Source organism: Streptomyces sp. NBC_01476 (genome assembly GCF_036227265.1).
GTDB lineage: Bacteria > Actinomycetota > Actinomycetes > Streptomycetales > Streptomycetaceae > Actinacidiphila.
In genome coordinates this window covers 1,831,732-1,853,076 of sequence record NZ_CP109446.1, presented here as the reverse complement: position 1 = coordinate 1,853,076, position 21,345 = coordinate 1,831,732, and the positions used below count along the sequence as shown (strand labels likewise).

General features: G+C 72.6%; 14 protein-coding genes. 9 read left to right on the top strand and 5 right to left on the bottom strand.

The window, feature by feature from the left end; translation table 11 throughout:
- Positions 1 to 32: 32 nt before the first annotated feature.
- Complete coding sequence (locus OG552_RS08085; RefSeq protein ID WP_329130721.1) at positions 33 to 2,318, bottom strand: FdhF/YdeP family oxidoreductase; 2,286 nt, start codon at positions 2,316 to 2,318, stop codon at positions 33 to 35.
- Positions 2,319 to 2,852: 534 nt separating this feature from the next.
- Between OG552_RS08085 and polA the strand changes: the two genes are divergently transcribed.
- Together polA and OG552_RS08075 are read left to right on the top strand one after the other, a co-directional pair.
- Entirely contained in the window at positions 2,853 to 5,567 is a 2,715-nt protein-coding gene (gene polA, locus OG552_RS08080; RefSeq protein WP_329130719.1) for a DNA polymerase I, read from the top strand.
- A 244-nt stretch (positions 5,568 to 5,811) separates the two neighbouring features.
- The gene (locus tag OG552_RS08075; protein WP_329130717.1) at positions 5,812 to 7,098 is read left to right on the top strand and encodes a lytic transglycosylase domain-containing protein; all 1,287 of its coding nucleotides are present in this window, start codon (positions 5,812 to 5,814) and stop codon (positions 7,096 to 7,098) included.
- Between the two features lie 15 nt (positions 7,099 to 7,113).
- Here OG552_RS08075 and hrpB read toward each other — a convergent pair whose 3' ends face one another.
- A complete protein-coding gene (gene hrpB / locus OG552_RS08070; RefSeq protein WP_329130715.1) occupies positions 7,114 to 9,639 on the bottom strand; it encodes an ATP-dependent helicase HrpB in 2,526 nt (841 codons plus the stop codon).
- Between the two features lie 40 nt (positions 9,640 to 9,679).
- A complete protein-coding gene (locus tag OG552_RS08065; protein WP_329130712.1) occupies positions 9,680 to 10,513 on the bottom strand; it encodes a class I SAM-dependent methyltransferase in 834 nt (277 codons plus the stop codon).
- A 284-nt stretch (positions 10,514 to 10,797) separates the two neighbouring features.
- On the opposite strand from OG552_RS08065, the gene rpsA reads away from it, so the two are divergent.
- A complete protein-coding gene (gene rpsA / locus OG552_RS08060; protein WP_329130710.1) occupies positions 10,798 to 12,291 on the top strand; it encodes a 30S ribosomal protein S1 in 1,494 nt (497 codons plus the stop codon).
- Positions 12,292 to 12,554: 263 nt separating this feature from the next.
- Positions 12,555 to 13,490: a PAC2 family protein gene (locus OG552_RS08055; protein WP_329130708.1), complete on the top strand. Its 936-nt coding sequence runs from the start codon at positions 12,555 to 12,557 to the stop codon at positions 13,488 to 13,490.
- An 85-nt stretch (positions 13,491 to 13,575) separates the two neighbouring features.
- Here the strand turns inward: OG552_RS08055 and coaE are convergent, their stop codons facing one another.
- Positions 13,576 to 14,178 carry a dephospho-CoA kinase gene (gene coaE, locus OG552_RS08050; protein WP_329130705.1) on the bottom strand — a complete coding sequence of 201 codons (603 nt, stop codon included), beginning with the start codon at positions 14,176 to 14,178 and terminating at the stop codon, positions 13,576 to 13,578.
- Positions 14,179 to 14,333: 155 nt separating this feature from the next.
- Here coaE and OG552_RS08045 point away from each other — a divergent pair, with 155 nt between their 5' ends.
- Positions 14,334 to 14,699, top strand: coding sequence for a tetratricopeptide repeat protein (locus OG552_RS08045; RefSeq protein WP_329130703.1), 366 nt, complete (start codon positions 14,334 to 14,336; stop codon positions 14,697 to 14,699).
- Here OG552_RS08045 and OG552_RS08040 read toward each other — a convergent pair.
- Positions 14,666 to 15,145: a hypothetical protein gene (locus OG552_RS08040; protein WP_329130701.1), complete on the bottom strand. Its 480-nt coding sequence runs from the start codon at positions 15,143 to 15,145 to the stop codon at positions 14,666 to 14,668. The two genes, OG552_RS08045 and OG552_RS08040, sit on opposite strands and share 34 nt — an antisense overlap.
- Positions 15,146 to 15,341: 196 nt before the next feature.
- Here OG552_RS08040 and OG552_RS08035 point away from each other — a divergent pair, with 196 nt between their 5' ends.
- The 4 genes from OG552_RS08035 (at position 15,342) to OG552_RS08020 (ending at position 21,319) form a co-directional block, all read left to right on the top strand.
- Positions 15,342 to 16,310, top strand: a complete 969-nt coding sequence (locus OG552_RS08035; protein ID WP_329130699.1) for a slipin family protein — start codon at positions 15,342 to 15,344, stop codon at positions 16,308 to 16,310.
- Positions 16,311 to 16,372: 62 nt separating this feature from the next.
- A complete protein-coding gene (gene uvrB / locus OG552_RS08030; RefSeq protein ID WP_329130697.1) occupies positions 16,373 to 18,469 on the top strand; it encodes an excinuclease ABC subunit UvrB in 2,097 nt (698 codons plus the stop codon).
- Positions 18,470 to 18,634: 165 nt separating this feature from the next.
- Complete coding sequence (locus OG552_RS08025) at positions 18,635 to 19,213, top strand: TerD family protein (protein WP_329130695.1); 579 nt, start codon at positions 18,635 to 18,637, stop codon at positions 19,211 to 19,213.
- 81 nt (positions 19,214 to 19,294) lie between these two features.
- Positions 19,295 to 21,319 carry a TerD family protein gene (locus OG552_RS08020; protein ID WP_329130693.1) on the top strand — a complete coding sequence of 675 codons (2,025 nt, stop codon included), beginning with the start codon at positions 19,295 to 19,297 and terminating at the stop codon, positions 21,317 to 21,319.
- The last annotated feature ends 26 nt before the right edge of the window (positions 21,320 to 21,345 follow it).

The following is a 21,345-nucleotide window of genomic DNA, read 5'->3' as shown; positions in this document are numbered from 1 at the left end:
CTCCGTTTCTGCGGTGGGTGGTGCGCTGCGGGTCAGGCCCGTGTGGGGTCCGGCCGCTCCAGTCGTATCACCACGGACTTGGCGGCCGGGGTGTTGCTGGTGTCAGCGGTGTGATCGAGCGGGATGAGCACATTGGTCTCGGGGTAGTACGCGGCGGCGCACCCGCGGGGGGTGGGGTAGTGGACGACGCGGAAGCCGTCGGCGCGGCGCTCGGTGCCGTCGGTCCATTCGCTGACGAGATCGGCGTAGTCGCCGTCGGCGAGGCCGGCCGCGGTGGCGTCGTCGGGGTGGACCAGGACGACGCGGCGGCCGCCCTTGATACCGCGGTAGCGGTCGTCGAGGCCGTAGATGGTGGTGTTGTACTGGTCGTGCGAGCGCAGGGTCTGCAGCAGCAGCCGGCCTTCGGGCACCTTGGGGTATTCGACCGGCGCCGCGGTGAAGTTGGCCTTGCCGGTGGCGGTGGGGAAGGTGCGGGAGTCGCGTGGCGCGTGCGGGAGGGTGAAGCCGCCGGGGCGGCGGACCCGGGTGTTGAAGTCGGCGAAGCCGGGGACGACGCGGGCGATGCGGTCGCGGATGAGGTCGTAGTCCCGTTCGAACTGCGCCCAGGGGACGACGCTGCGGTCGCCGAAGACGGCGCGGGCCAGCCGGGAGACGATGGCGGGTTCGGAGAGCAGGTGCGGGGAGGCGGGGGTGAGGCCGCCGTGGGAGGCGTGCACCATGCCCATGGAGTCCTCGACGGTGACGAACTGGTCGCCGGCGGCCTGGTGGTCCTTCTCGGTACGGCCGAGGGTCGGCAGGATCAGCGCGCGGGCGCCGGTGACGGCGTGCGAGCGGTTGAGCTTGGTGGACACATGGACGGTGAGGCGGGCTTTGCGCATGGCCGCTTCGGTGACGTCGGTGTCGGGGGAGGCGGCGACGAAGTTGCCGCCCATGGCGAAGAAGACCTTCGCGTCGCCGTCGCGGAGCGCGCGGATGGCGCGGACCACGTCGAAGCCGTGGGCGCGTGGGGGTGCGAAGCCGAACTCCTTCTGGAGGGCGTCGAGGAAGGCGGCCGGGGGGCGTTCGAAGATGCCCATGGTGCGGTCGCCCTGGACGTTGGAGTGGCCGCGGACCGGGCAGACTCCGGCGCCGGGGCGGCCGACATTGCCGCCGAGCAGCAGGAAGTTGACGACTTCGCGGATGGTGGGGACGGCGTGCTTGTGCTGGGTGAGGCCCATCGCCCAGCAGACGACGGTGCTTCCGGCCGCCAGCACGAGGGTGAAGAGCTGGTCGATCTCGGTACGGGTGAGGCCGGTGGCGCGTTCGACGTCGGCCCAGTCGGTGGCCAGGGCGGCGGCCTTGTAGGTGGCGAAACCGTGGGTGTGGGCTGCGATGAAGTCCTCGTCGAGGGCGCCGGCTTCGATGAGGAGCCGGCCGAGGGCCCGGAAGAGGGCCTGGTCGCCGCCGAGCCTGATCGGCAGGTGGAGGTCGTTGAGGGTGGTGCCGGGGCCGGCCAGTCCTGCGGGGGTCTGGGGGTTGCGGAAGCGTTCCAGGCCGGCTTCGGGCAGCGGGTTGACGGTGACGATCTTCGCGCCGTTGTGCTTGGCCTTCTCCAGGGCGGAGAGCATCCGGGGGTGGTTGGTGCCGGGGTTCTGGCCGGCCACGATGATCAGGTCGGCCTGGTGGAGGTCGTCGAGCAGCACGCTGCCCTTGCCGACGCCGAGGGTTTCGGTGAGGGCAGAGCCGGACGACTCGTGGCACATGTTGGAGCAGTCGGGCAGGTTGTTGGTGCCGAACTCGCGGGCGAAGAGCTGGAAGAGGAAGGCGGCCTCGTTGCTGGTGCGGCCTGAGGTGTAGAAGACGGCCTGGTCGGGGGAGGCCAGCGCGGTGAGTTCGTCGGCGATGAGGGCGAAGGCGCGTTCCCAGGGGATGGCCTGGTAGTGGGTGGCGCCTTCGGCGAGGTACGCGGGCTGGGTGATCCGGCCCTGCTGGCCGAGCCAGTAGCCGCTGCGGCGGGCGAGGTCGGCGACGGGGTGGGCGGCGAAGAAGTCGGGGCCGACCCGGCGGAGGGTGGCTTCCTCGGCGACGGCTTTCGCGCCGTTCTCGCAGAACTCGAAGGTGTGCCGGTGATCGCCCTCGGGCCAGGCGCAGCCGGGACAGTCGAACCCGTTCTTCTGGTTGACCTTGAGCAGCGTGAGGGTGGCCCGCCGAGCCCCCATCTGGGCGCCCGCGATCCTCGCGGTGTGCGCGATCGCGGGAAGCCCCGCGGCAGCGTGCTTCGGCGCACCGACCTGAGGTGCGTCCTGTACGGGGTCGCCGACCGGCGGCTTCTTCGCCATACCACCGATCCTGCCACGTTGCTTTTTTTGCCGCCTTCTCGCCTCCGGGCGCTGCCTTTTTTGCCGCCTTCTCGCCTCCGGGCGCTTAGACCCGGTGTGGGGGCACCCCCGGACGGAGTCTGGGGGAAGTCGACCGTGCTCGCTCGCTCGTTCCTCGCTCCCTGCGCGCGGTTCTCCCTTTCGACACCGGCGCGCCCTTCGGCTCGCCGGCTACCGGCGTAACCCGGGGCGTCATGCGGAGGAAGCCGAGCACCCCAGGGGCGCGAGGAACTGCGCGACAAGCCACGACGGCGCATCGCCAAGTCACCGGCCGGAGGGGGCACCCCCTTAGGGGCGCTGGGGGTCCCCCCGGACGAAGTCTGGGGGCGGAACTGCGCGACAAGCCACGACGGCGCATCGCCAAGTCACCGGCCGGAAGGGGCACCCCCTCAGCGCGCGACAAGCCACGACGTAGCGGCACCGGGCCACCGGCGGGACGGGCCCCCGGTTGACGGCCCGGTACGGGCTGTCGTACCCCCGTGGGAGGATCGAACCGTGGCAGAGAAAGCATCCCCGAAGACCTCGACCGACCGCCCCCGTCTGCTCCTGCTCGACGGGCACTCGCTGGCGTACCGGGCGTTCTACGCGTTGCCCGTGGAGAACTTCAACACCGCCACGGGCCAGCCGACGAACGCGATCTACGGCTTCACGTCCATGCTGGCGAACACCCTGCGTGACGAGCAGCCCACGCATCTGGCGGTCGCCTTCGACGTCTCCCGGAAGACCTGGCGGTTCGACGAGTATCCGGAGTACAAAGCGACCCGGTCCAAGACGCCGGACGAGTTCCGCAGCCAGGTCGAGCTGATCGGGGAGCTGCTGGACGCGATGAGCGTGCGCCGCTTCGCGGTGGACGGCTTCGAGGCGGACGACATCATCGCCACGCTCGCCACCCAGGCGGAGGCGCTGGGGTACGAGGTGCTGATCGTCACCGGTGACCGGGATGCGTTCCAGCTGGTCAGCGACCATGTGACGGTGCTCTATCCGACCAAGGGCGTCTCGGAGCTGACCCGCTTCACCCCCGAGAAGGTGGTGGAGAAGTACGGACTGACCCCGCAGCAGTATCCGGACTTCGCCGCGCTGCGCGGCGACCCGTCGGACAACCTGCCGGGCATCCCGGGCGTGGGGGAGAAGACCGCCGCCAAGTGGATCATCCAGTTCGGCTCGTTCCAGGAGCTCTGCGAGCGGGCGGAGGAGGTGAAGGGCAAGGCGGGCGAGAATCTGCGGGCCCATCTCGACGCCGTGAAGCTGAACCGGCGGCTGACCGAGATGGTCCGGGATGTGGAGCTGCCGGCCACCGCGGAGCAGCTGGCCCGGGAGCCGTACGACCGCACCGCGCTGGGCGGGGTGCTGGACGTGCTGGAGTTCCGCAACCCCAACTTCCGGGAGCGGCTGTTCGCCGCGGACCCGGGCGCGCAGGCGGAGGAGGCCGCGATCGCCGAGGGTGTGGCGGTGGACGGCACCATGCTGGCGGCCGGTGACCTGCCGGACTGGCTGGCGGCGCACGCCGGCGAGCCGCTGGGGCTGGCCAGTGTGGACACCTGGGAGCTGGGCAGCGGCACGGTGACCGCGGTGGCGCTGGCGGCGGCCGAGGACGCGGCGTGGTTCGATCCGGCGCAGTTGGACGAGGCCGACGAGAAGGCGTTCGCGGCGTGGCTGGCCGATCCGGCGGCCCCCAAGGTGCTGCACAACGCGAAGAATGTGGCGCGGGTCTTCCTGGAGCACGGCTGGCGGATCGACGGCATTTCGATGTGCACGGCGCTGGCCGCGTATCTGATCAAGCCGGGCCGGCGGTCGTTCGCGCTGGATGTGCTGTCGGTGGAGTATCTGGGCCGTGAGCTGGCGCCGGCCGACACGGGCAGCGGGCAGCTGGCCTTCGGCGAGGAGGACGAGGGCGACACCGCGGCTGCCGACGCGCTGATGGTGCAGGCGCGCACGGTGCTTGACCTGGGTGTGGTCTTCGGTGAGCGGCTGCCTGAGGTGGGCGCGATGGAGCTGCTTCATGAGGTGGAGCTGCCCACCTCCGCGCTGCTGGCGCGGATGGAGCGGGCCGGTATCGCCGCCGACCGGGCCCATCTGGAGGGTCTGGAGCAGCAGTTCGCCGCCGCGGTGCAGCACGCGGTGCAGGAGGCGCACGCCTCGGTGGGGCACGAGTTCAATCTGGGCTCGCCCAAGCAGTTGCAGGAGGTGCTCTTCGGTGAGCTGGGCCTGCCCAAGACGAAGAAGACCAAGACCGGTTACACCACGGACGCCGACGCGCTGGCCTGGCTGGCCGCGCAGACCGACCACGAGCTGCCGGTGATCATGCTGCGCCACCGGGAGCAGGCCAAGCTGCGGGTCACCGTCGAGGGCCTGGTGAAGTCCATCGCGCCGGACGGGCGGATCCACACCACCTTCAGCCAGATCGTGGCCGCGACCGGCCGCCTGTCGTCCACGGACCCCAACTTGCAGAATGTGCCGGTCCGTACCGACGAGGGCCGGGCGATCCGCCGCGGCTTCGTCGTCGGCCCGGGGTACGAATCGCTGCTGACGGCGGACTACAGCCAGATCGAACTGCGGGTGATGGCGCACCTGTCGCAGGACGAGGGCCTGATCGCGGCGTTCACCTCGGGGGAGGACCTGCACACCACGGTCGGCTCGCACGTCTTCTCGGTGGAGCGGGACAGGGTCGACGCCGAGATGCGCCGCAAGATCAAGGCGATGTCGTACGGGCTGGCGTACGGCCTGTCGGCGTTCGGTCTCTCCCAGCAGCTGGGCATCGAGGCGGCCGAGGCGCGGGCGCTGATGGAGACGTACTTCGAGCGTTTCGGCGGGGTGCGGGACTATCTGCACCGGGCGGTGGAGGAGGCCCGCGTCACCGGTTACACCGAGACGCTGCTGGGCCGGCGCCGCTATCTGCCGGATCTCACCAGTGACAACCGGCAGCGGCGTGAGATGGCCGAGCGGATGGCGCTGAACGCCCCGATCCAGGGTTCCGCGGCGGACATCGTGAAGATCGCGATGCTGCGGGTGGACGATGCCCTGACGAAGGAGGGGCTGTCCTCGCGGATGCTGCTGCAGGTGCACGACGAAATCGTGCTCGAAGTCGCCCCGGGGGAGCGGGAGAAGGTCGAGGAGCTGGTGCGGCGCGAGATGTCGGGGGCGTATCCGCTGCGGGCGCCGCTGGATGTGTCGGTCGGCGCGGGCGAGGACTGGGAGTCGGCGGCGCACTGACGTTTCCGGCCAGGCGGAGGCGCCGGGTTGCCGCCGGGTGCCTCCGCTCCGCGGTACCTGTGTGAACGACCCGCGTCCGCCCGGTGAAGGCTCCGGCAACGGGTCCGCAAGCGTGGTGGATTGCGGTGATACGCACCCTGTGTATCTCCGTGAGGCTGTGGTCGGGTGGCTGAAGTTGCCGTAGGGTCAATCGGGTTGTGGCGCCTGGACGGGCGTCCATCTCGTACGTGGGAGGGACCGCGATATGTCGGCGCGGCGGTACGGCCGGAAGCTCCGCAGGACAGCGGCAGGGACGGCGGTGGCAGCGGCGGCGATGGCCGCCCTCAGCGCCTCGCAGGGACCCGGCTTCCTTCCGGTGGGGCAGGCGCACGCGGCCACTCAGGATCAGCGGCAGCTCTCCGAAGTGCCGCCGGACGGACCGGAGATCGACGGTGGCTCGCCGTACTTCACCGCGATGCCGCCGCTGAACACCCCCACCGGCCCGGTCACCCCCACCCCGCCCCCCGGCGCCCCGGGTGGCGACAGCCTGGTGACGGTCGGCAGCGGGGGCCTGCCGGCCACCGTGCTCGACGCCTACCAGCGCGCCGAGGCGGCGCTCGCCGAGAGCGACCCCGGCTGTCATCTGCCCTGGCAACTCCTGGCGGCGATAGGCCAGGTGGAGTCCGGGCAGGCCCGCGGCGGCGCGGTCGACGCGAACGGCACCACCTTTACCCCGATACTCGGCCCGGTCCTCGACGGCAATGGCTTCGCGGACATCACCGACACCGACGGCGGTGTCTACGACGGTGACGCCCAGCACGACCGGGCGGTCGGCCCGATGCAGTTCATCCCCTCCACCTGGGCGCACTGGGGCGTGGACGGGAACGGCGACGGCACCGCCAACCCCAACAACGTCTACGACGCGGCGCTGGCGGCCGGTCATTACCTGTGCGCCGACGGCCGGGACCTGGCCGTACCGGCCGACATGGACCGGGCGATCCTCGGCTACAACCACTCGCAGGCGTATCTGAACCTGGTGCGCGCCTGGTACGACCACTTCGTGGCGGGCGGCGCCGTCTCGGTGCCGGACCGCTCGGGCACGCCCGGCCCGTGGAGCCCCGCCCCGTCGGCGACGCCGACGCCGTCCACCAGCCCGACGCCCTCGCCGTCCGGGTCGCCGACGCCGACGAAGACCGGCAGCGGCACCACCTCTCCGTCGCCGAGCACGTCGCCCAGCGCGTCGCCGACCGGGAAGCCCACCGGCGGGCCGACCACCAGCCCCACCACGGGCGGTCCGACCGGCGAGCCGACCACCGGGACACCGACCCCCAGCGACTCGCCGACCGACACCCCGACGACGCCCGGCTGCCCCACGGACACCGCGACGCCCACGCCGAGCGACAGCACTTCGCCGACCGCCACGCCGTCGCCCACCGCGACGCCGACCGGCACCCCGACGCCGGACCCGTGCGCCACGGACACCCCGACCGAGACCCCGACGCCGTCGCCGTCCGGCGCGGCCACCGGCGCCGCCCTGACGGCGGCCCCGTAGCGCAAGGGCCGCGGTTCAGCGCCGGCGCGTGGTGGTGTGCCGCGTCGGCGCGGCCGTCGAAGGGTCCTCGGGCCAGGGGTGCTTGGGGTAGCGGCCGCGCAACTCGGCCCGCACCGCCCGGTAACCCTCGCGCCAGAAGGAGGCCAGGTCCGCGGTGACCGCCGCGGGCCGCCCGGCCGGTGACAGCAGGTGCACCAGCACCGGCACACCCGCCACCTTCGGGGTCTCCCGCAGTCCGAAGAGTTCCTGCAGCTTCACCGCCAGCACCGGCTGCTCCCCGCTGTAGTCGAGCCGGATCCGCGAACCGCTGGGCACCTCCAGCCGTTCCGGGGCGAGTTCGGCGAACCGTCCCGCCTCGCCGGTCGCCCACGGCAGCAGCCGGGTCAGTGCCCCGCCCGCGTGGATCCGCTCCAGGTCCGCCCGGCGGCGGGCCGTGCCGAGCTCCGGGCCCAGCCACTCCTCCGCCCTGGCCAGCAGCGCGGCCTCCGACACGTCGGGCCACGGTTCGCCGAGCACCCGGTGCAGGAACGCGATGCGCTGCCGTACGTCCTGGGCGTCGCGGGACCAGTGCAGCAGCCCGGTGCCCTCGGTGTTCAGCCCCTCCACGAGTGCGGCCCGGACAGCCGCCCGGCCGGGTGTGCGCAGCGGCGCCACGGCCAGTTCCACCGCGCCGAGCCGTTCGACCCGCCGGGCCACCACGTCGCCGTCCCGCCAGCGCACCTCTTCGTACGCCGCGAGCAGGCCGCCCGCGGCGTTGCGGGCGGTCTCCTCGTCCACCACGGCGGCCACCCGTACCCGGGCCGCGGCCCGGCCCACCCCGCGGTCCGCGACGGCCACCGCGATCCACGGCGCCTCGCCGACGCCCCCGGAGACCTCGGCCGCGGTGCCGCCCACCATCAGATACACGCCGGGACCGCGCCGCCTGGCCACCCGCTCGGGAAAGGCGTAGGCGACGACGAGGCCGGCCGCCGCGTCGTCGGTGAGCCGGCCGCCGCCGGCCCGGCCCGCGGGTTCCTCCGCGCGCACCGCGGCTTCCAGCCGCCGGACCTCGGCGCGCCAGCGCCCCGCGTACGGGTCGGCGCCGCGGCGCGCCCGCTGCCAGGCGGCCGTGAGGTCCGGGCCGTACGACGACGGCAGTTCCTCGGAGAGCAGGGCGGTGATCTCCGCGGCCCGGGCGGCGCCGGTCAGGGGCGCCGCGTCGAGCAGCGCGCGGGCCAGCCGCGGGTGCAGGCCGAGGTGGGTCAGGCGCCGGCCGCGCGGGGTGGCGCGGCCGGCCGGGTCGGTGGCGCCGAGGTCGTACAGGGTCGCCCGGGCGGCGGCCAGTGCGCCCGGTGCGGGGGCGTCGAGCAGCGCCAGGGTGGTGGCGTCGGGGTCGCCCCAGCAGGCGGTCTGCAGGGCGAAGGCGGTCAGGTCGGCGAGGGCGATCTCGGGCGCGGGCCTGGCGGGCAGCCGCGCGTGCTCCGCCTGGGTCCAGCAGCGGTACACCGTGCCGGGCGCCTCGCGGCCCGCCCGGCCGGCCCGCTGCTCGGCGGCGGCCCGTGAGGCACGGACCGTGGTGAGCGCGCCGAGCCCGCGCGCGTGGTCCATCCGGGGTTCGCGGGCGAGCCCGCTGTCCACCACGACCCGCACACCGGGCACGGTCAGGCTGGACTCGGCGACCGAGGTGGCCAGCAGTACCCGGCGCCGCTCGCCGGGCGCGAGGGCGGCGTCCTGGACGGCCGCGGGGGCCCGGCCGTGGAGCTGCAGGACCTCCACTCCGAGATCGCCGGGGAGATCGCCGAGCATCCCGGCGACCCGGGCGATCTCGCCGGTGCCCGGCAGGAAGCAGAGCACGTCGCCGGCCCGCTCCCGCAGCGCCCGCCGTACGGTGGCCGCCACGTGTTCCAGCAGCGCGGGGTCGACCCGCATGCCGTGCGGCGGGCGGACCGGCCGGGGCGGCGGCGCCCACTCGGTCCCGACCGGGTGCAGGACGCCCTCGGCGGCCACCACGGGCGCGTCCCCGAGCAGCGCCGCCCAGGCCGCGGTGTCGGTGGTGGCGGAGGCGGCGACCAGCCGCAACTCCGGCCGCAGCAGGGCCCGTACGTCCAGCAGGAACGCCATCGCGGTGTCGGCGTCCAGATGCCGTTCGTGGCACTCGTCGAGCATCACGGTGCCCACGCCGGGCAGCTCCTGGTCGCGCTGCAGGCGCTGCAGCAGCACCCCGGTGGTGACCACCTCGACGACGGTGCGGGCCGAGATCCGGCGTTCGCCTCGTACCGTGAAGCCGACGCTCTCGCCCACCGGCTCGCCGAGCAGCCACGCCATCCGCCGGGCGGCGGCCCGCGCCGCCATCCGGCGCGGCTCGGCCACCAGCACCCTGCCGCCGGTCGCGGCCGCGATCAGCAGCGGCACCAGGGTGGTCTTGCCGGTGCCGGGCGGTGCGGACAGCACCGCGCAGCCGGGGCCGTCGAGCGCGGCCAGCAGGGCGGGCACCGCGGCGGCGACCGGCAGCTCCCGGCCCTCGGCGCGGATCGCCGCCGCACCGAACCCGGCCGGTGTCACGCCCGTACCGCCGTGTCCTGGCCGGCCGCCGGCCGGGCCCTCATCCGGCGACGCAGACGAAGATCGCGGTGCCCGGCAGCAGTCCGCCGCGCAGCGGGGACCAGCCGCCCCACTCCTGGTCGTTCCACTCCGGCCACTCGGGTTCGACCAGGTCGACCAGGCGCAGCCCGGCCGCGGTGATCTCGCGGACCTGGTCGCCCAGGGTGCGGTGGTGCTCGACGTAGACGGCCAGGCCGCGGTCGTCCTGCTCGACGTAGGGCGTGCGGTCGAAGTAGGAGGAGACGACGCTCAGGCCCTCGGGGCCGGGTTCGTCGGGGAAGGCCCAGCGCACCGGGTGGGTGACTGAGAAGACCCACCGCCCGCCCGGCCGCAGCACCCGGCGCACCTCGCGCTGCACCCGGCCGGTGTCGGCGATGAAGGGGAGCGCGCCGTACGCGGAGCAGGCCAGGTCGAAGGAGCCGTCGGCGAAGGGCAGGGTGCCCGCGTCGGCCTGCACCAGCCGTACCGGGCCGCCGGCCGCGGGGTCGTCCTGGTCGATCCGGCGGGCGTGCTGCAGCTGCCGGTGGGACAGGTCAAGGGCCACCGGGCGGGCGCCCTGGGCGGCCAGCCAGCGGGAGCACTGGGCGGCGCCGGCGCCGATCTCCAGCACGTCCAGGTCCTTGAGGCCGGCCGCCGGGCCGAGCAGCCGGGCGTCGGTCTCGTCCAGGCCCTCGGGGCCCCAGACGAAGCGGGCGTCGCCCAGGAACTCGCCGTGCTCCAGCTGGTAGTCGTCGGCGTTGCGGTCCCACCAGTGGCGGTTCGCCCGGCTGCTCTCGGCCCCACCGGCAATCCGACGGGTAGCTTCCGGTTCGTGCGGGTCAGGTCCTTGGATCATCGCGGCTGTCGTCGTACTCTCTGATAAGACCTGTGGGTGGGCGAGTTGTGCCGATTCGGTCCATTACGCGCGCGGTGCGCTCTTCGTGCATTGACCGTGCCCGGCTGCCCCCGTATGCTACAAGTTGCGCTGCGAGCCTGCGCGCCTCAGACGGAGCAGGCCGCGCTCGGATCTGTTGCATACCTCTCGGCCCCCAACGGCTGTCCGGAATTCGGCAGGAGCGAAAAGGGTTCCCGGCGTAGCAGTACCTACGACTTACTGTCCGTACCGGAGTCCTTTCCCTAATGACGAGCAGCACCGAGGCCCCTCGTACCACCCCGCAGGTGGCGGTCAACGACATCGGCAACGAGGAAGCCTTCCTCGCCGCGATCGACGAGACGATCAAGTACTTCAACGACGGCGACATCGTCGACGGCGTCATCGTGAAGGTCGACCGGGACGAGGTCCTGCTCGACATCGGTTACAAGACCGAAGGTGTCATCCCCTCCCGCGAGCTCTCCATCAAGCACGACGTCGACCCCAACGAGGTCGTCGCCGTGGGCGATGAGATCGAGGCCCTCGTTCTCCAGAAGGAGGACAAGGAAGGCCGCCTGATCCTCTCGAAGAAGCGTGCGCAGTACGAGCGCGCGTGGGGCACGATCGAGAAGATCAAGGAAGAGGACGGCATCGTCACCGGTACCGTCATCGAGGTCGTCAAGGGTGGTCTCATCCTCGACATCGGCCTGCGCGGCTTCCTCCCCGCCTCCCTCGTGGAGATGCGCCGCGTACGCGACCTCCAGCCCTATGTGGGCAAGGAGCTCGAGGCGAAGATCATCGAGCTGGACAAGAACCGCAACAACGTGGTCCTGTCCCGCCGTGCCTGGCTGGAGCAGACCCAGAGCGAGGTCCGTCAGACCTTCCTCACCACCCTGCAGAAGGGCCAGGTGCGCTCCGGCGTCGTCTCCTCCATCGTCAACTTCGGTGCGTTCGTGGACCTCGGTGGGGTCGACGGCCTGGTGCACGTCTCCGAGCTGTCCTGGAAGCACATCGACCACCCCTCCGAGGTCGTCGAGGTCGGCCAGGAGGTCACGGTCGAGGTCCTGGACGTCGACATGGACCGCGAGCGCGTCTCCCTGTCGCTGAAGGCGACCCAGGAAGACCCGTGGCAGCAGTTCGCCCGGACCCACCAGATCGGGCAGGTCGTCCCCGGCAAGGTCACCAAGCTGGTTCCGTTCGGCGCGTTCGTCCGGGTGGACGAGGGCATCGAGGGCCTGGTCCACATCTCCGAGCTGGCCGAGCGCCACGTGGAGATCCCGGAGCAGGTCGTCCAGGTCAACGACGAGATCTTCGTCAAGGTCATCGACATCGACCTGGAGCGCCGCCGCATCTCGCTGAGCCTCAAGCAGGCCAACGAGTCCTTCGGCGCCGACCCGGCCTCGGTCGAGTTCGACCCGACCCTGTACGGCATGGCCGCGTCCTACGACGACCAGGGCAACTACATCTACCCCGAGGGCTTCGACCCCGAGACCAACGACTGGCTCGAGGGTTACGAGAAGCAGCGCGAGGAGTGGGAGGGCCAGTACGCCACGGCCCAGGCCCGCTTCGAGCAGCACCAGGCGCAGGTCATCAAGTCCCGCGAGGCCGACGAGCAGGCGGCCGCCGAGGCCGGCACCGCCGCTCCCGCGCCGGCCTCCGGTGGCGGCTCGTACTCCTCGGAGTCCGATGACACCTCCGGCGCCCTCGCCTCCGACGAGGCCCTCGCCGCGCTCCGCGAGAAGCTCGCGGGCGGCCAGTCCTGATCCAGGACACCCACCGGTAGACCGCGGGCCCGCGTCCCTCCTCGGAGGGGCGCGGGCCCGCGGCGGTGTCCGCCCCCGGTGTCCGCCCCCCGCGGCCGTCCCGGTGTCCGCGCCGGTGTGCGTGTCGGTGTGCGCGCCGGCGCCCGCCGCGGTGTTTGCCCCGGCCCCGAACGGCCGAGCCTTCATCCGCGAGGCGTCATCCGGCGGGGAATGGCGAGCCCGGTCCGTTCGTTGGACGTGACAGATAGCGAGGAGGACTCACCGTGCTGGATCCGCAAGGACTGTACGAGTACGTGCCGGGCGGGGCCGAAGCCGTCGACGAGGCGGTGGGCGACACCGGACCGGTGCTTTTGTACTACTTCGAGGGATACATGGACGCCGGCGAGACCGGCGAACAGATCACCCGGCACCTGCTGGACCGCCTCGACAATCAGCTCATCGCCAGCTTCGACGCGGACCGTCTGGTCGACTACCGCGCGCGCCGGCCGCTGATGACCTTCGAGCGCGACCACTGGTCCGCGTACGAGCCGCCGGAGATCGACCTCTATCTGGTCCGCGACGGCACCGGCACACCCTTCCTGCTGCTGGCCGGCTCCGAGCCCGACGTGGAATGGGAGCGGTTCAGCACCGCCGTCCTGCAGGTCGTCGAGCGCCTGGGAGTGCGGCTGTCCATCAACTTCCACGGCATCCCGATGGGCGTCCCGCACACCCGTCCGGTGGGGCTGACTCCGCACGGTAACCGGGTGGACCTCATGCCCGGCCACCGCGCCTGGTTCGACGAGGCCCAGGTGCCCGGCAGCGCCGCCTCCCTGATCGAGCTGCGCCTGGCCGAAGCCGGCCGCGATGTGCTCGGCGTGGCCGCCCATGTGCCGCACTACCTGGCCCGTTCGCCCTACCCGGACGCGGCGCTCGCCGTGCTGGAGACGATCACCGCGGCCACCGGCCTGGTGCTGCCCGAAGTCGCCCACGCGCTGCGCAACGAGGCCCACACCGTACGGGTCGAGATCGACCGCCAGGTGGCCGAGGGAGACGCCGAACTCGTCTCCGTGGTGCGCGGGCTGGAGAGCCAGTACGACGCCGTCGCCGGTTCGCAGAGCCGGGAGAACCTCATCGCCGAGCCCGTCGACCTGCCCTCGGCCGACGACCTCGCCGCGGAGTTCGAACGGTTCCTCGCCGACCGGGAGGACGACGGGCGCTGACCGCCGCGGGCGCCCGGCCCCGGGCGCCTGCCCGCGGCCCCGGCGTACGCCGGTGTCAGCGTCCGGCGGCGGCTCCCGGCATCCGTCAGTGGCCGGCGGCGCGCTCGGTGAGCCGCTGCCACAGCGCCCGCACCTGGGGCTCCAGCGCGTCCAGCGGGCCGTCGTTGTCGATGACGACGTCGGCGACCGCAAGCCGCTCCTCGCGGGTCGCCTGTGCGGCCATCCTGGCCCGGGCCTCGTCCTCGGTCATCCCGCGCAGGCGGGTCAGCCGGTCCAGCTGGGTCTGCGGCCGGGCGTCCACCACGACCACGAGGTCGTACAGCGGCGCCAGCCCGTTCTCGGTCAGCAGCGGGACATCGTTCACCACGATCGCGTCAGGGCCCGCCTCCTGCTGGAGCGTGGCCGAACGGCGGCCCACCAGCGGATGGACGATCGCGTTGAGCGCCCGGCGGCGGTCCTCGTCACCGAAGACGATCGCCCCGAGAGCGGGCCGGTCGAGGGTCCCGTCGGCGTGCAGCACCTGCGGCCCGAACGCGGCGACGACGGCCGCCAGCCCCTCCGTCCCCGGCTCGACCACCTCCCGGGCGATCCGGTCCGCGTCGATCAGCACCGCCCCGTAGGAGGCGAGCAGCTTCGCCACCTCGCTCTTGCCGGCCCCGATACCGCCGGTCAGACCCACGTTCAGCATGGGTGACAGCCTAGGCCCGCTCCGGCACCGCCCGCCTGTCCCGCGGCGCCCGGCACGGTCCTGTGGCCGGGGGAATGAGGTTGCGGCCGGGCACGTTGGGTATGTCTGACCGGACGATCTGTCGTCACCCGTGCCCCGATGTCAGGGAGGCGGCCATGGCCCAGCGAACCCCCGAGACGCACGTCATCGACTACCGCGCCGCGGAGCAGCTGCTCGCCGCGCGTGACCCGCGCGGCGCGGTGAAACTGCTCGACCCGGTGATCGCCGCCCACCCGGAGAACACCGCGGCCCGGCTGCTGCGCGCCCGCGCCTTCTTCGCCGCGGCCCAACTGCGCCCGGCGGAGCTGGAGTTCCAGATCGTCCTGGAGCGCGAGCCGGACAACGCCTTCGCGCACTTCGCGCTCGCCCGCACCCTGGAGCGCTCCAACCGCCCCACCGAGGCCCAGCGCCACTTCCGCCTCGCCGCGGCGCTCGACCCCCGCCCCGACTACCTGGCCGCCGCCCGCTTCGACCCGAGCTGACGACCCCACCACCCCGGCCCCCGCCCCGCGGCGAGCACCGCCCCGGCAAGCACCCCGGCCGCCGCCGTGAAGACCAGCACGTTGATCCAGAGCGGCACCAGCTCCACCGTCGTGCCGTCCGCCCAGCGGCAGGCGCGGGAGAGCGGCAGCCACCCCTCGACCAGCCGCAGGTCGCCTGCCGGGCCGGCGCCGGCCGCCCTGACACAGCCCGCCTGGGCGCGGTCGGGGTCCAGACCCACCAGGAACCCGCCCGCGTAGGCAGGCAGCCCCACGCTCGCGCTGACCGCCATCACCTCCACGCCCCGGTCGGGACCGTAGGCGTCCCGGGAGAAGAACGGCCGCCGGGCGACCAGCAGATGGCACACCTTGACGACGAGCAGGCCGGCGCAGAAGGGGAGCAGGACGAGCGCCGCGGTGAAAGCGGCGCCCGCGGAGTCGGTGGTCAACACATGGCTTCCTGGCCGGGCCGCCGGAGCGGCGGCGGGGGAACGGCGCGGGCACGGGCGGGCGGTGGAGGGATGCGGAGGGCGGCGGAGGGCGGCGAGGGATCGTCAAGGCTGTGTCAAGGCAAGGGCATTGCCCCCGCCTGGTCCGCGGGCCGAGACTACGGTCACACCCTCGTCGGTGAATGGGGAGCGGGACATGGACATCGTCGTGGCACTGGTGATCATCATCGCGGTGCTCGGGCTGATCGTACTGCCGAGCAGTCTGCGGATCATCAAGCAGTACGAGCGCGGGGTGATCTACCGCGCCGGCCGCGTCAACCGGCTCGCCAAGGAACCCGGCCCCCGGCTGCTGATCCCCTTCGTCGACCGGATGACCAAGGTCAACATGCAGGTCATCACCATGCCGGTGCCCGCCCAGGACGGGATCACCCGGGACAACGTGTCGGTCCGGGTGGACGCGGTGCTGTACTTCCGGGTGGTGGACCCGATCCGCGCCACGGTCGACGTGCAGAACTACCAGTTCGCGATGTTGCAGGTGGCGCAGACCTCACTGCGGTCGATCATCGGCAAGAGCGACCTGGACGACCTGCTCTCCGGACGCGAGCGGCTGCACGAGGGCCTTGAGCTGATGCTGTCCACCCCGGCCACCGGCTGGGGCGTGCACATCGACCGGGTCGAGATCAAGGACGTGACGCTGCCGGAGTCGATGAAACGGTCGATGGCCCGGCAGGCCGAGGCGGACCGGGAGCGGCGGGCCCGCATCATCACCGCCGACGGTGAGCTCCAGGCGTCCCAGAAGCTCTCCGAAGCCGCCCGGACGATGGACGCGAACCCCTCGGCGCTCCAGCTGCGGCTGCTCCAGACCGTGGTCGAGGTGGCCGCCGAGAAGAACTCCACCCTGGTCATGCCCTTCCCGGTGGAGATGCTCCGCTTCTTCGACCGCGCCGCGGGCGGCCCCGCCCCGGACCCGCAGGCCGGCGCCGCGGGGGAGCGGAAGCCGGACCCCGTCGAGCCCTCCCTGGACCCGGCCGTGAACCCGCCCGTGGACCCTGCCGTGGGACCCGCAGGCGGCCCCGCCGCCGTCGCGTCCGCCGACGGCCCCGCGGAGCTTCCCGCGTCCGCCGCACCGCTCCCGATCCCGGATCCGCGCACCCCGGAGGAGTAGCGGCCGCCCGGCCCCGCCGCGGCCGGGGCCGATTGTCAGTGGCGGGTCGTACCGTTGATGTCATGCGGCCCGTATCAGACATCGAACGCAGTGTGGCGCCCTTCGAGGTTGTCAGTCCCTACCAGCCAAGCGGCGACCAGCCGACCGCGATCAACGAACTCGAAAGGCGCATCCGCGCAGGTGAGCAAGGTGTCGTGCTCCTCGGCGCGACCGGTACGGGCAAGTCCGCTACGACCGCCTGGATGATCGAGAAGCTCCAGCGGCCGACCCTGGTGATGGCACCGAACAAGACCCTGGCCGCGCAGCTCGCCAACGAGTTCCGCGAGCTGCTGCCGAACAACGCCGTCGAGTACTTCGTCTCGTACTACGACTACTACCAGCCGGAGGCGTACGTCCCGCAGACGGACACCTACATTGAGAAGGACTCCTCCATCAACGAGGAGGTCGAGCGGCTGCGGCACTCCGCGACGAACTCGCTGCTGACCCGGCGCGACACCGTCGTGGTCGCCTCCGTCTCCTGCATCTACGGCCTGGGCACCCCGCAGGAGTACATCGACCGCATGGTCCGGCTCAATGTCGGGGACGTCATCGACCGCGACCAGCTGCTGCGCAAGTTCGTCGACATCCAGTACACGCGCAATGACGTGGCGTTCAGCCGCGGCAGCTTCCGGGTCCGCGGCGACACCATCGAGATCTTCCCGGTCTACGAGGAGCTCGCGGTCCGGATCGAGATGTTCGGCGACGAGATCGAGGCGCTCTACACCCTCCACCCGCTGACCGGCGAGGTGATCACCGAGGACCGCCAGATCTACGTCTTCCCCGCCACCCACTACGTCGCGGGGCCCGAGCGGATGGAGCGGGCCATCGCCGGCATCGAGCAGGAGCTGGCCGAGCAGCTGCCCCGGCTGGAGCAGGCGGGCAAGCTGCTGGAGGCCCAGCGGCTGCGGATGCGCACCACGTACGACATCGAGATGATGCGGCAGATCGGCACCTGCTCGGGCATCGAGAACTACTCCCGGCACATCGACGGCCGCTCGCAGGGCAGCGCCCCCGACACCCTGATCGACTACTTCCCCGAGGACTTCCTGCTGGTCATCGACGAGTCGCACGTCACCGTGCCGCAGATCGGCGCGATGTACGAGGGCGACGCGTCCCGGAAGCGGACCCTGGTCGACCACGGCTTCCGGCTGCCGTCCGCGCTGGACAACCGGCCGCTGAAGTGGGAGGAGTTCCTGGGCCGGGTGGGCCAGACCGTCTACCTGTCCGCGACCCCGGGCCCGTACGAGCTCTCCCGCGGCAAGGGCGTGGTCGAGCAGATCATCCGGCCGACCGGCCTGGTCGACCCGCAGGTGATCGTCAAGCCGACCGAGGGCCAGATCGACGACCTGGTGCACGAGATCCGGCTGCGCACCGAGAGGGACGAGCGGGTCCTGGTCACCACCCTCACCAAGAAGATGTCCGAGGACCTCACCGACTACCTGCTGGAGCTCGGTGTCCAGGTCCGCTATCTGCACAGCGACATCGACACCCTGCGCCGGGTCGAGCTGCTGCACGAACTGCGGGCCGGCGAGTACGACGTGCTGGTCGGCATCAACCTGCTGCGGGAGGGCCTGGACCTGCCCGAGGTGTCGCTGGTGGCCATCCTCGACGCCGACAAGGAGGGCTTCCTGCGCTCCGGCACCTCGCTGATCCAGACCATCGGCCGCGCCGCGCGCAACGTCTCCGGTGAGGTGCACATGTACGCCGACCGGATCACCCCGGCGATGGAGAAGGCCATCGACGAGACCAACCGGCGCCGCGAGAAGCAGATCGCGTACAACACCGAGCGCGGCCTGGACCCGCAGCCGCTGCGGAAGAAGATCGCCGGCATCCTCGACTCCTTCGCCCGCGAGGACGCCGACACCGAGGAGCTGCTGGGCTCCGGCCGGCAGCGCTCGCGCGGCAAGGCCCCCGTGCCGGGGCTATCGGCCAAGGCCAAGGGCAAGCGCTCCGGTGCCCCGCTGCCCGCCGAGGAACTCGCCGACCTCATCGCGCAGCTCACCGAGCAGATGCACGCCGCCGCCGCCGAGCTGCAGTTCGAGGTGGCCGCCCGGCTCCGCGACGAACTCGGCGAGCTGAAGAAGGAACTCCGCCAGATGCGTGAGGCGGGCATGGTGTAGCGGGACCCGTGAGACCGGACCGCGCGCGGGCGCGGTCCGGTGCCCGGTCATCAGCCATGAAACGGCGGAAATCTCCTTCCGCCGAACCGGGATACCCCTGGGCGGCGTCTTGTTAGTGTCGGGGCACGAACGCCACACGATGTGACGGGTGAGAGGGGACAGCGCGTGACGGTCAATATGACCAAGGGTCAGAAGATCAGCCTGAGCAAGGCCGACGGGGGATCGCTGACCGCGGTCAGGATGGGACTGGGCTGGCAGGCCGCGCCGCGCCGCGGGCTCTTCGGCAGCCGCACCCGGGAGATCGACCTCGACGCCTCCGCGGTGCTCTTCGCCGACAAGCAGCCGGTCGACGTGGTCTTCTTCCGCCACCTGACGAGCGACGACGGCTCCGTCCGCCACACCGGGGACAACGTGGTCGGCGGCGCCGGGCAGGGCGGCGACGACGAGTCGATCCTGGTGGACCTGTCGCGGGTCCCGGTCCACGTCGACCAGATCGTCTTCACGGTGAACTCCTTCACCGGACAGACCTTCGCCGAGGTGCAGAACGCGTTCTGCCGGCTGGTGGACGAGACCAACGGCCAGGAGCTGGCCCGCTACACACTCACCGGCGGCGGTGCCTACACCGCGCAGATCATGGCCAAGGTGCAGCGGGGTCAGGGCGGCTGGACGATGACGGCGATCGGCACGCCCGCCAACGGACGCACCTTCCAGGACCTCATCCCGGCCATACTGCCCGCGCTGTAAGGGCACGGGCGGTCAGGGCGCGGGTGACACCACGACCGACCGGCACAAGAGAACACGTAGACGGGAACGGGGGCGGCCGAGATGAGCGCCGAACTGGTCCGCGGGCAGAACCACCGGCTGCCCGGCAACCGGCTGGAGATCCGGGTGTCGGCGGGCACCCCGGTGGTGGCCGCGGTCACCCTCGGGGACGAGCAGGGCCGGGTCGTCGGCGAGCAGGGGTGGCTCGCCCACCCCGGCACGCCCCACCTTCCCGGCATCGAGGTCCCCCGGCAGGCCGCCGCCGACCACCGGCTGGCGCTGGATCTCGGGGCCATGCCGGAGCCGGTGCGGAGGGTGCATGTCCTGCTGGCGCTGCCCACCGGGCGCCCCGGCGGACCGCAGGACTTCGGCGCCGCCCCCGCCCCGCACCTCGCCGTCACCACCCTGGACGGCATCCCCGCGGCCGGCTTCACCATCACCGGGCTCGGCACGGAGACGGCGCTGCTGGCGCTGGAGCTGTACCGCAGGCAGGGCGCCTGGAAGGTCCGCGCGGTCGGCCAGGGGTACGCCGGCGGCCTGCCCGCGCTCCTGCTCGACCAGGGCGTGCCGGAGGCGGTCACGGTGGCCGGGGAGATCCACGCGGCGGTGGAGCGGGAGCAGTCCCGTTCGGTGGCGCTCCCCAGCCAGACGGGTCAGACGGGTCAGGCGGGTCAGGGGGCCCAGGCGAGCCAGACCGGTCACGCGGGTCAGAGCGGCCAGGCAGCGCCGTCGGGCCGGCCGGTCCCACCGACAGCCGGCGCCGGTGGCGGCATCCCCGCCCCGCCCGGCGGGGATGCCGCCACCACCGCCGGCATCGACTACCGCCACCCCCGCCGCCGTACCGCCGCCGCGGTCCCGCCGCGCCCGGGCGGCGCCGCTCAGCCCGCCCCGGCGCAGCCGGTACCGCCGCAGGCACCGCCCATACCCGCCTTCCCCGGCCAGGTCCCCCCGGCGCCGGAGTACGAGCCGCCGGCCCCGCCCGACCGCGGCGCCCCGCCCGTCCCGGTGGCCGGCGACGCCTCCGGCTGGACGATGGAGGAGCGGCTGCACAACCAGATCTGGGGCATGTTCGAGGACCTGGCCCGTTCCGTCGCCGCGTACCGCAGCGCCGCCGACTTCGCCCAGTCCCGCTACGAGCAGGAGCTCGACCGGCTGCTCGCCGACCCCCGCACCCGCGGCGGCCCCGCCGCCGACGCCGCCCGGGACGAAGCCCAGCTCAAGCAGGTGGCGCTGGTCGACCAGGCGAGAGCGGTGCTGGACCGGGACCTCGCCCAGCTGACCGCCGAGGCCGAGGTGGTCGAGCCGGCACTGCCGGCGCCCTTCGCCGGCTGGGAGAACCCGGTCTGGCACGCCTACCGGGTGCCTTCCGAGCCGCCGATGGCGGTCCGTCTCGGCGGCCTCACGCTGCCGGAGGCGCCCGAGCTGTGCATCCCGCTGCTGGCCCGGCTGCCGCTGGAGCGCGGCCTGTGGATCGACAGCTTCGAGGACCGCCGGCTGGCGGTGGAGACCGCGGTCGCCATCGCCGCCCGGCTGCTCGCCTCGTACCCGGCCGGCGGCTTCGTCGTGCACACCCTGGACCCGGCCGGCTCGGGAGCGGCCCCGCTGGCCCCGCTCTCCTCCGGCGGCGCCCTGGTCCGGCCGCCTGCCGCCGCCGGGGCCGCCGGGGTGAGCGAGGTGCTGACCCGGCTGACCGAGCGGGTGGACCTGCTGCAGATGGCGTTGCGCGGGGGCGCGCCCGACGCGCTGCCGCCCGGCTTCGACACCGCCGAGCAGCTGCTGATCGTCAACGAGTTCCCGTACGGCTTCGACGACCGGGCCGTCACCCAGCTGCGGTACCTCGCCGACGAGGGGCCTCCGGTCGGGGTGCATCTGCTGCTGGTCGCCGACCGGGAGGACGCCGAGCAGTACGGGCCGGTGCTCGACCCGCTGTGGCGTGCGCTGCTGCGGCTGACCCCGCTGCCCAGCGACCATCTCGCCGATCCCTGGGTCGGGCACGCGTGGAGTTACGAACCGGCGCTGGTGCCGCCCGGCAGTCAGGTGCTGACCCAGGTGCTGCACCAATTGTCCTTTACCGTAAAGGAGTTCTGACCAGCGGTTTTGGGACTGGCTTTACT

Coding starts and splice junctions, on each gene's coding strand:
- OG552_RS08085 (WP_329130721.1), bottom strand. CDS start 2,318: ATGGCGAAGAAGCCGCCGGTCGGCGACCCCGTACAGGACGCACCTCAG.
- OG552_RS08075 (WP_329130717.1), top strand. CDS start 5,812: ATGTCGGCGCGGCGGTACGGCCGGAAGCTCCGCAGGACAGCGGCAGGG.
- OG552_RS08065 (WP_329130712.1), bottom strand. CDS start 10,513: ATGATCCAAGGACCTGACCCGCACGAACCGGAAGCTACCCGTCGGATT.
- rpsA (WP_329130710.1), top strand. CDS start 10,798: ATGACGAGCAGCACCGAGGCCCCTCGTACCACCCCGCAGGTGGCGGTC.
- coaE (WP_329130705.1), bottom strand. CDS start 14,178: ATGCTGAACGTGGGTCTGACCGGCGGTATCGGGGCCGGCAAGAGCGAG.
- OG552_RS08045 (WP_329130703.1), top strand. CDS start 14,334: ATGGCCCAGCGAACCCCCGAGACGCACGTCATCGACTACCGCGCCGCG.
- OG552_RS08035 (WP_329130699.1), top strand. CDS start 15,342: ATGGACATCGTCGTGGCACTGGTGATCATCATCGCGGTGCTCGGGCTG.
- uvrB (WP_329130697.1), top strand. CDS start 16,373: ATGCGGCCCGTATCAGACATCGAACGCAGTGTGGCGCCCTTCGAGGTT.
- OG552_RS08020 (WP_329130693.1), top strand. CDS start 19,295: ATGAGCGCCGAACTGGTCCGCGGGCAGAACCACCGGCTGCCCGGCAAC.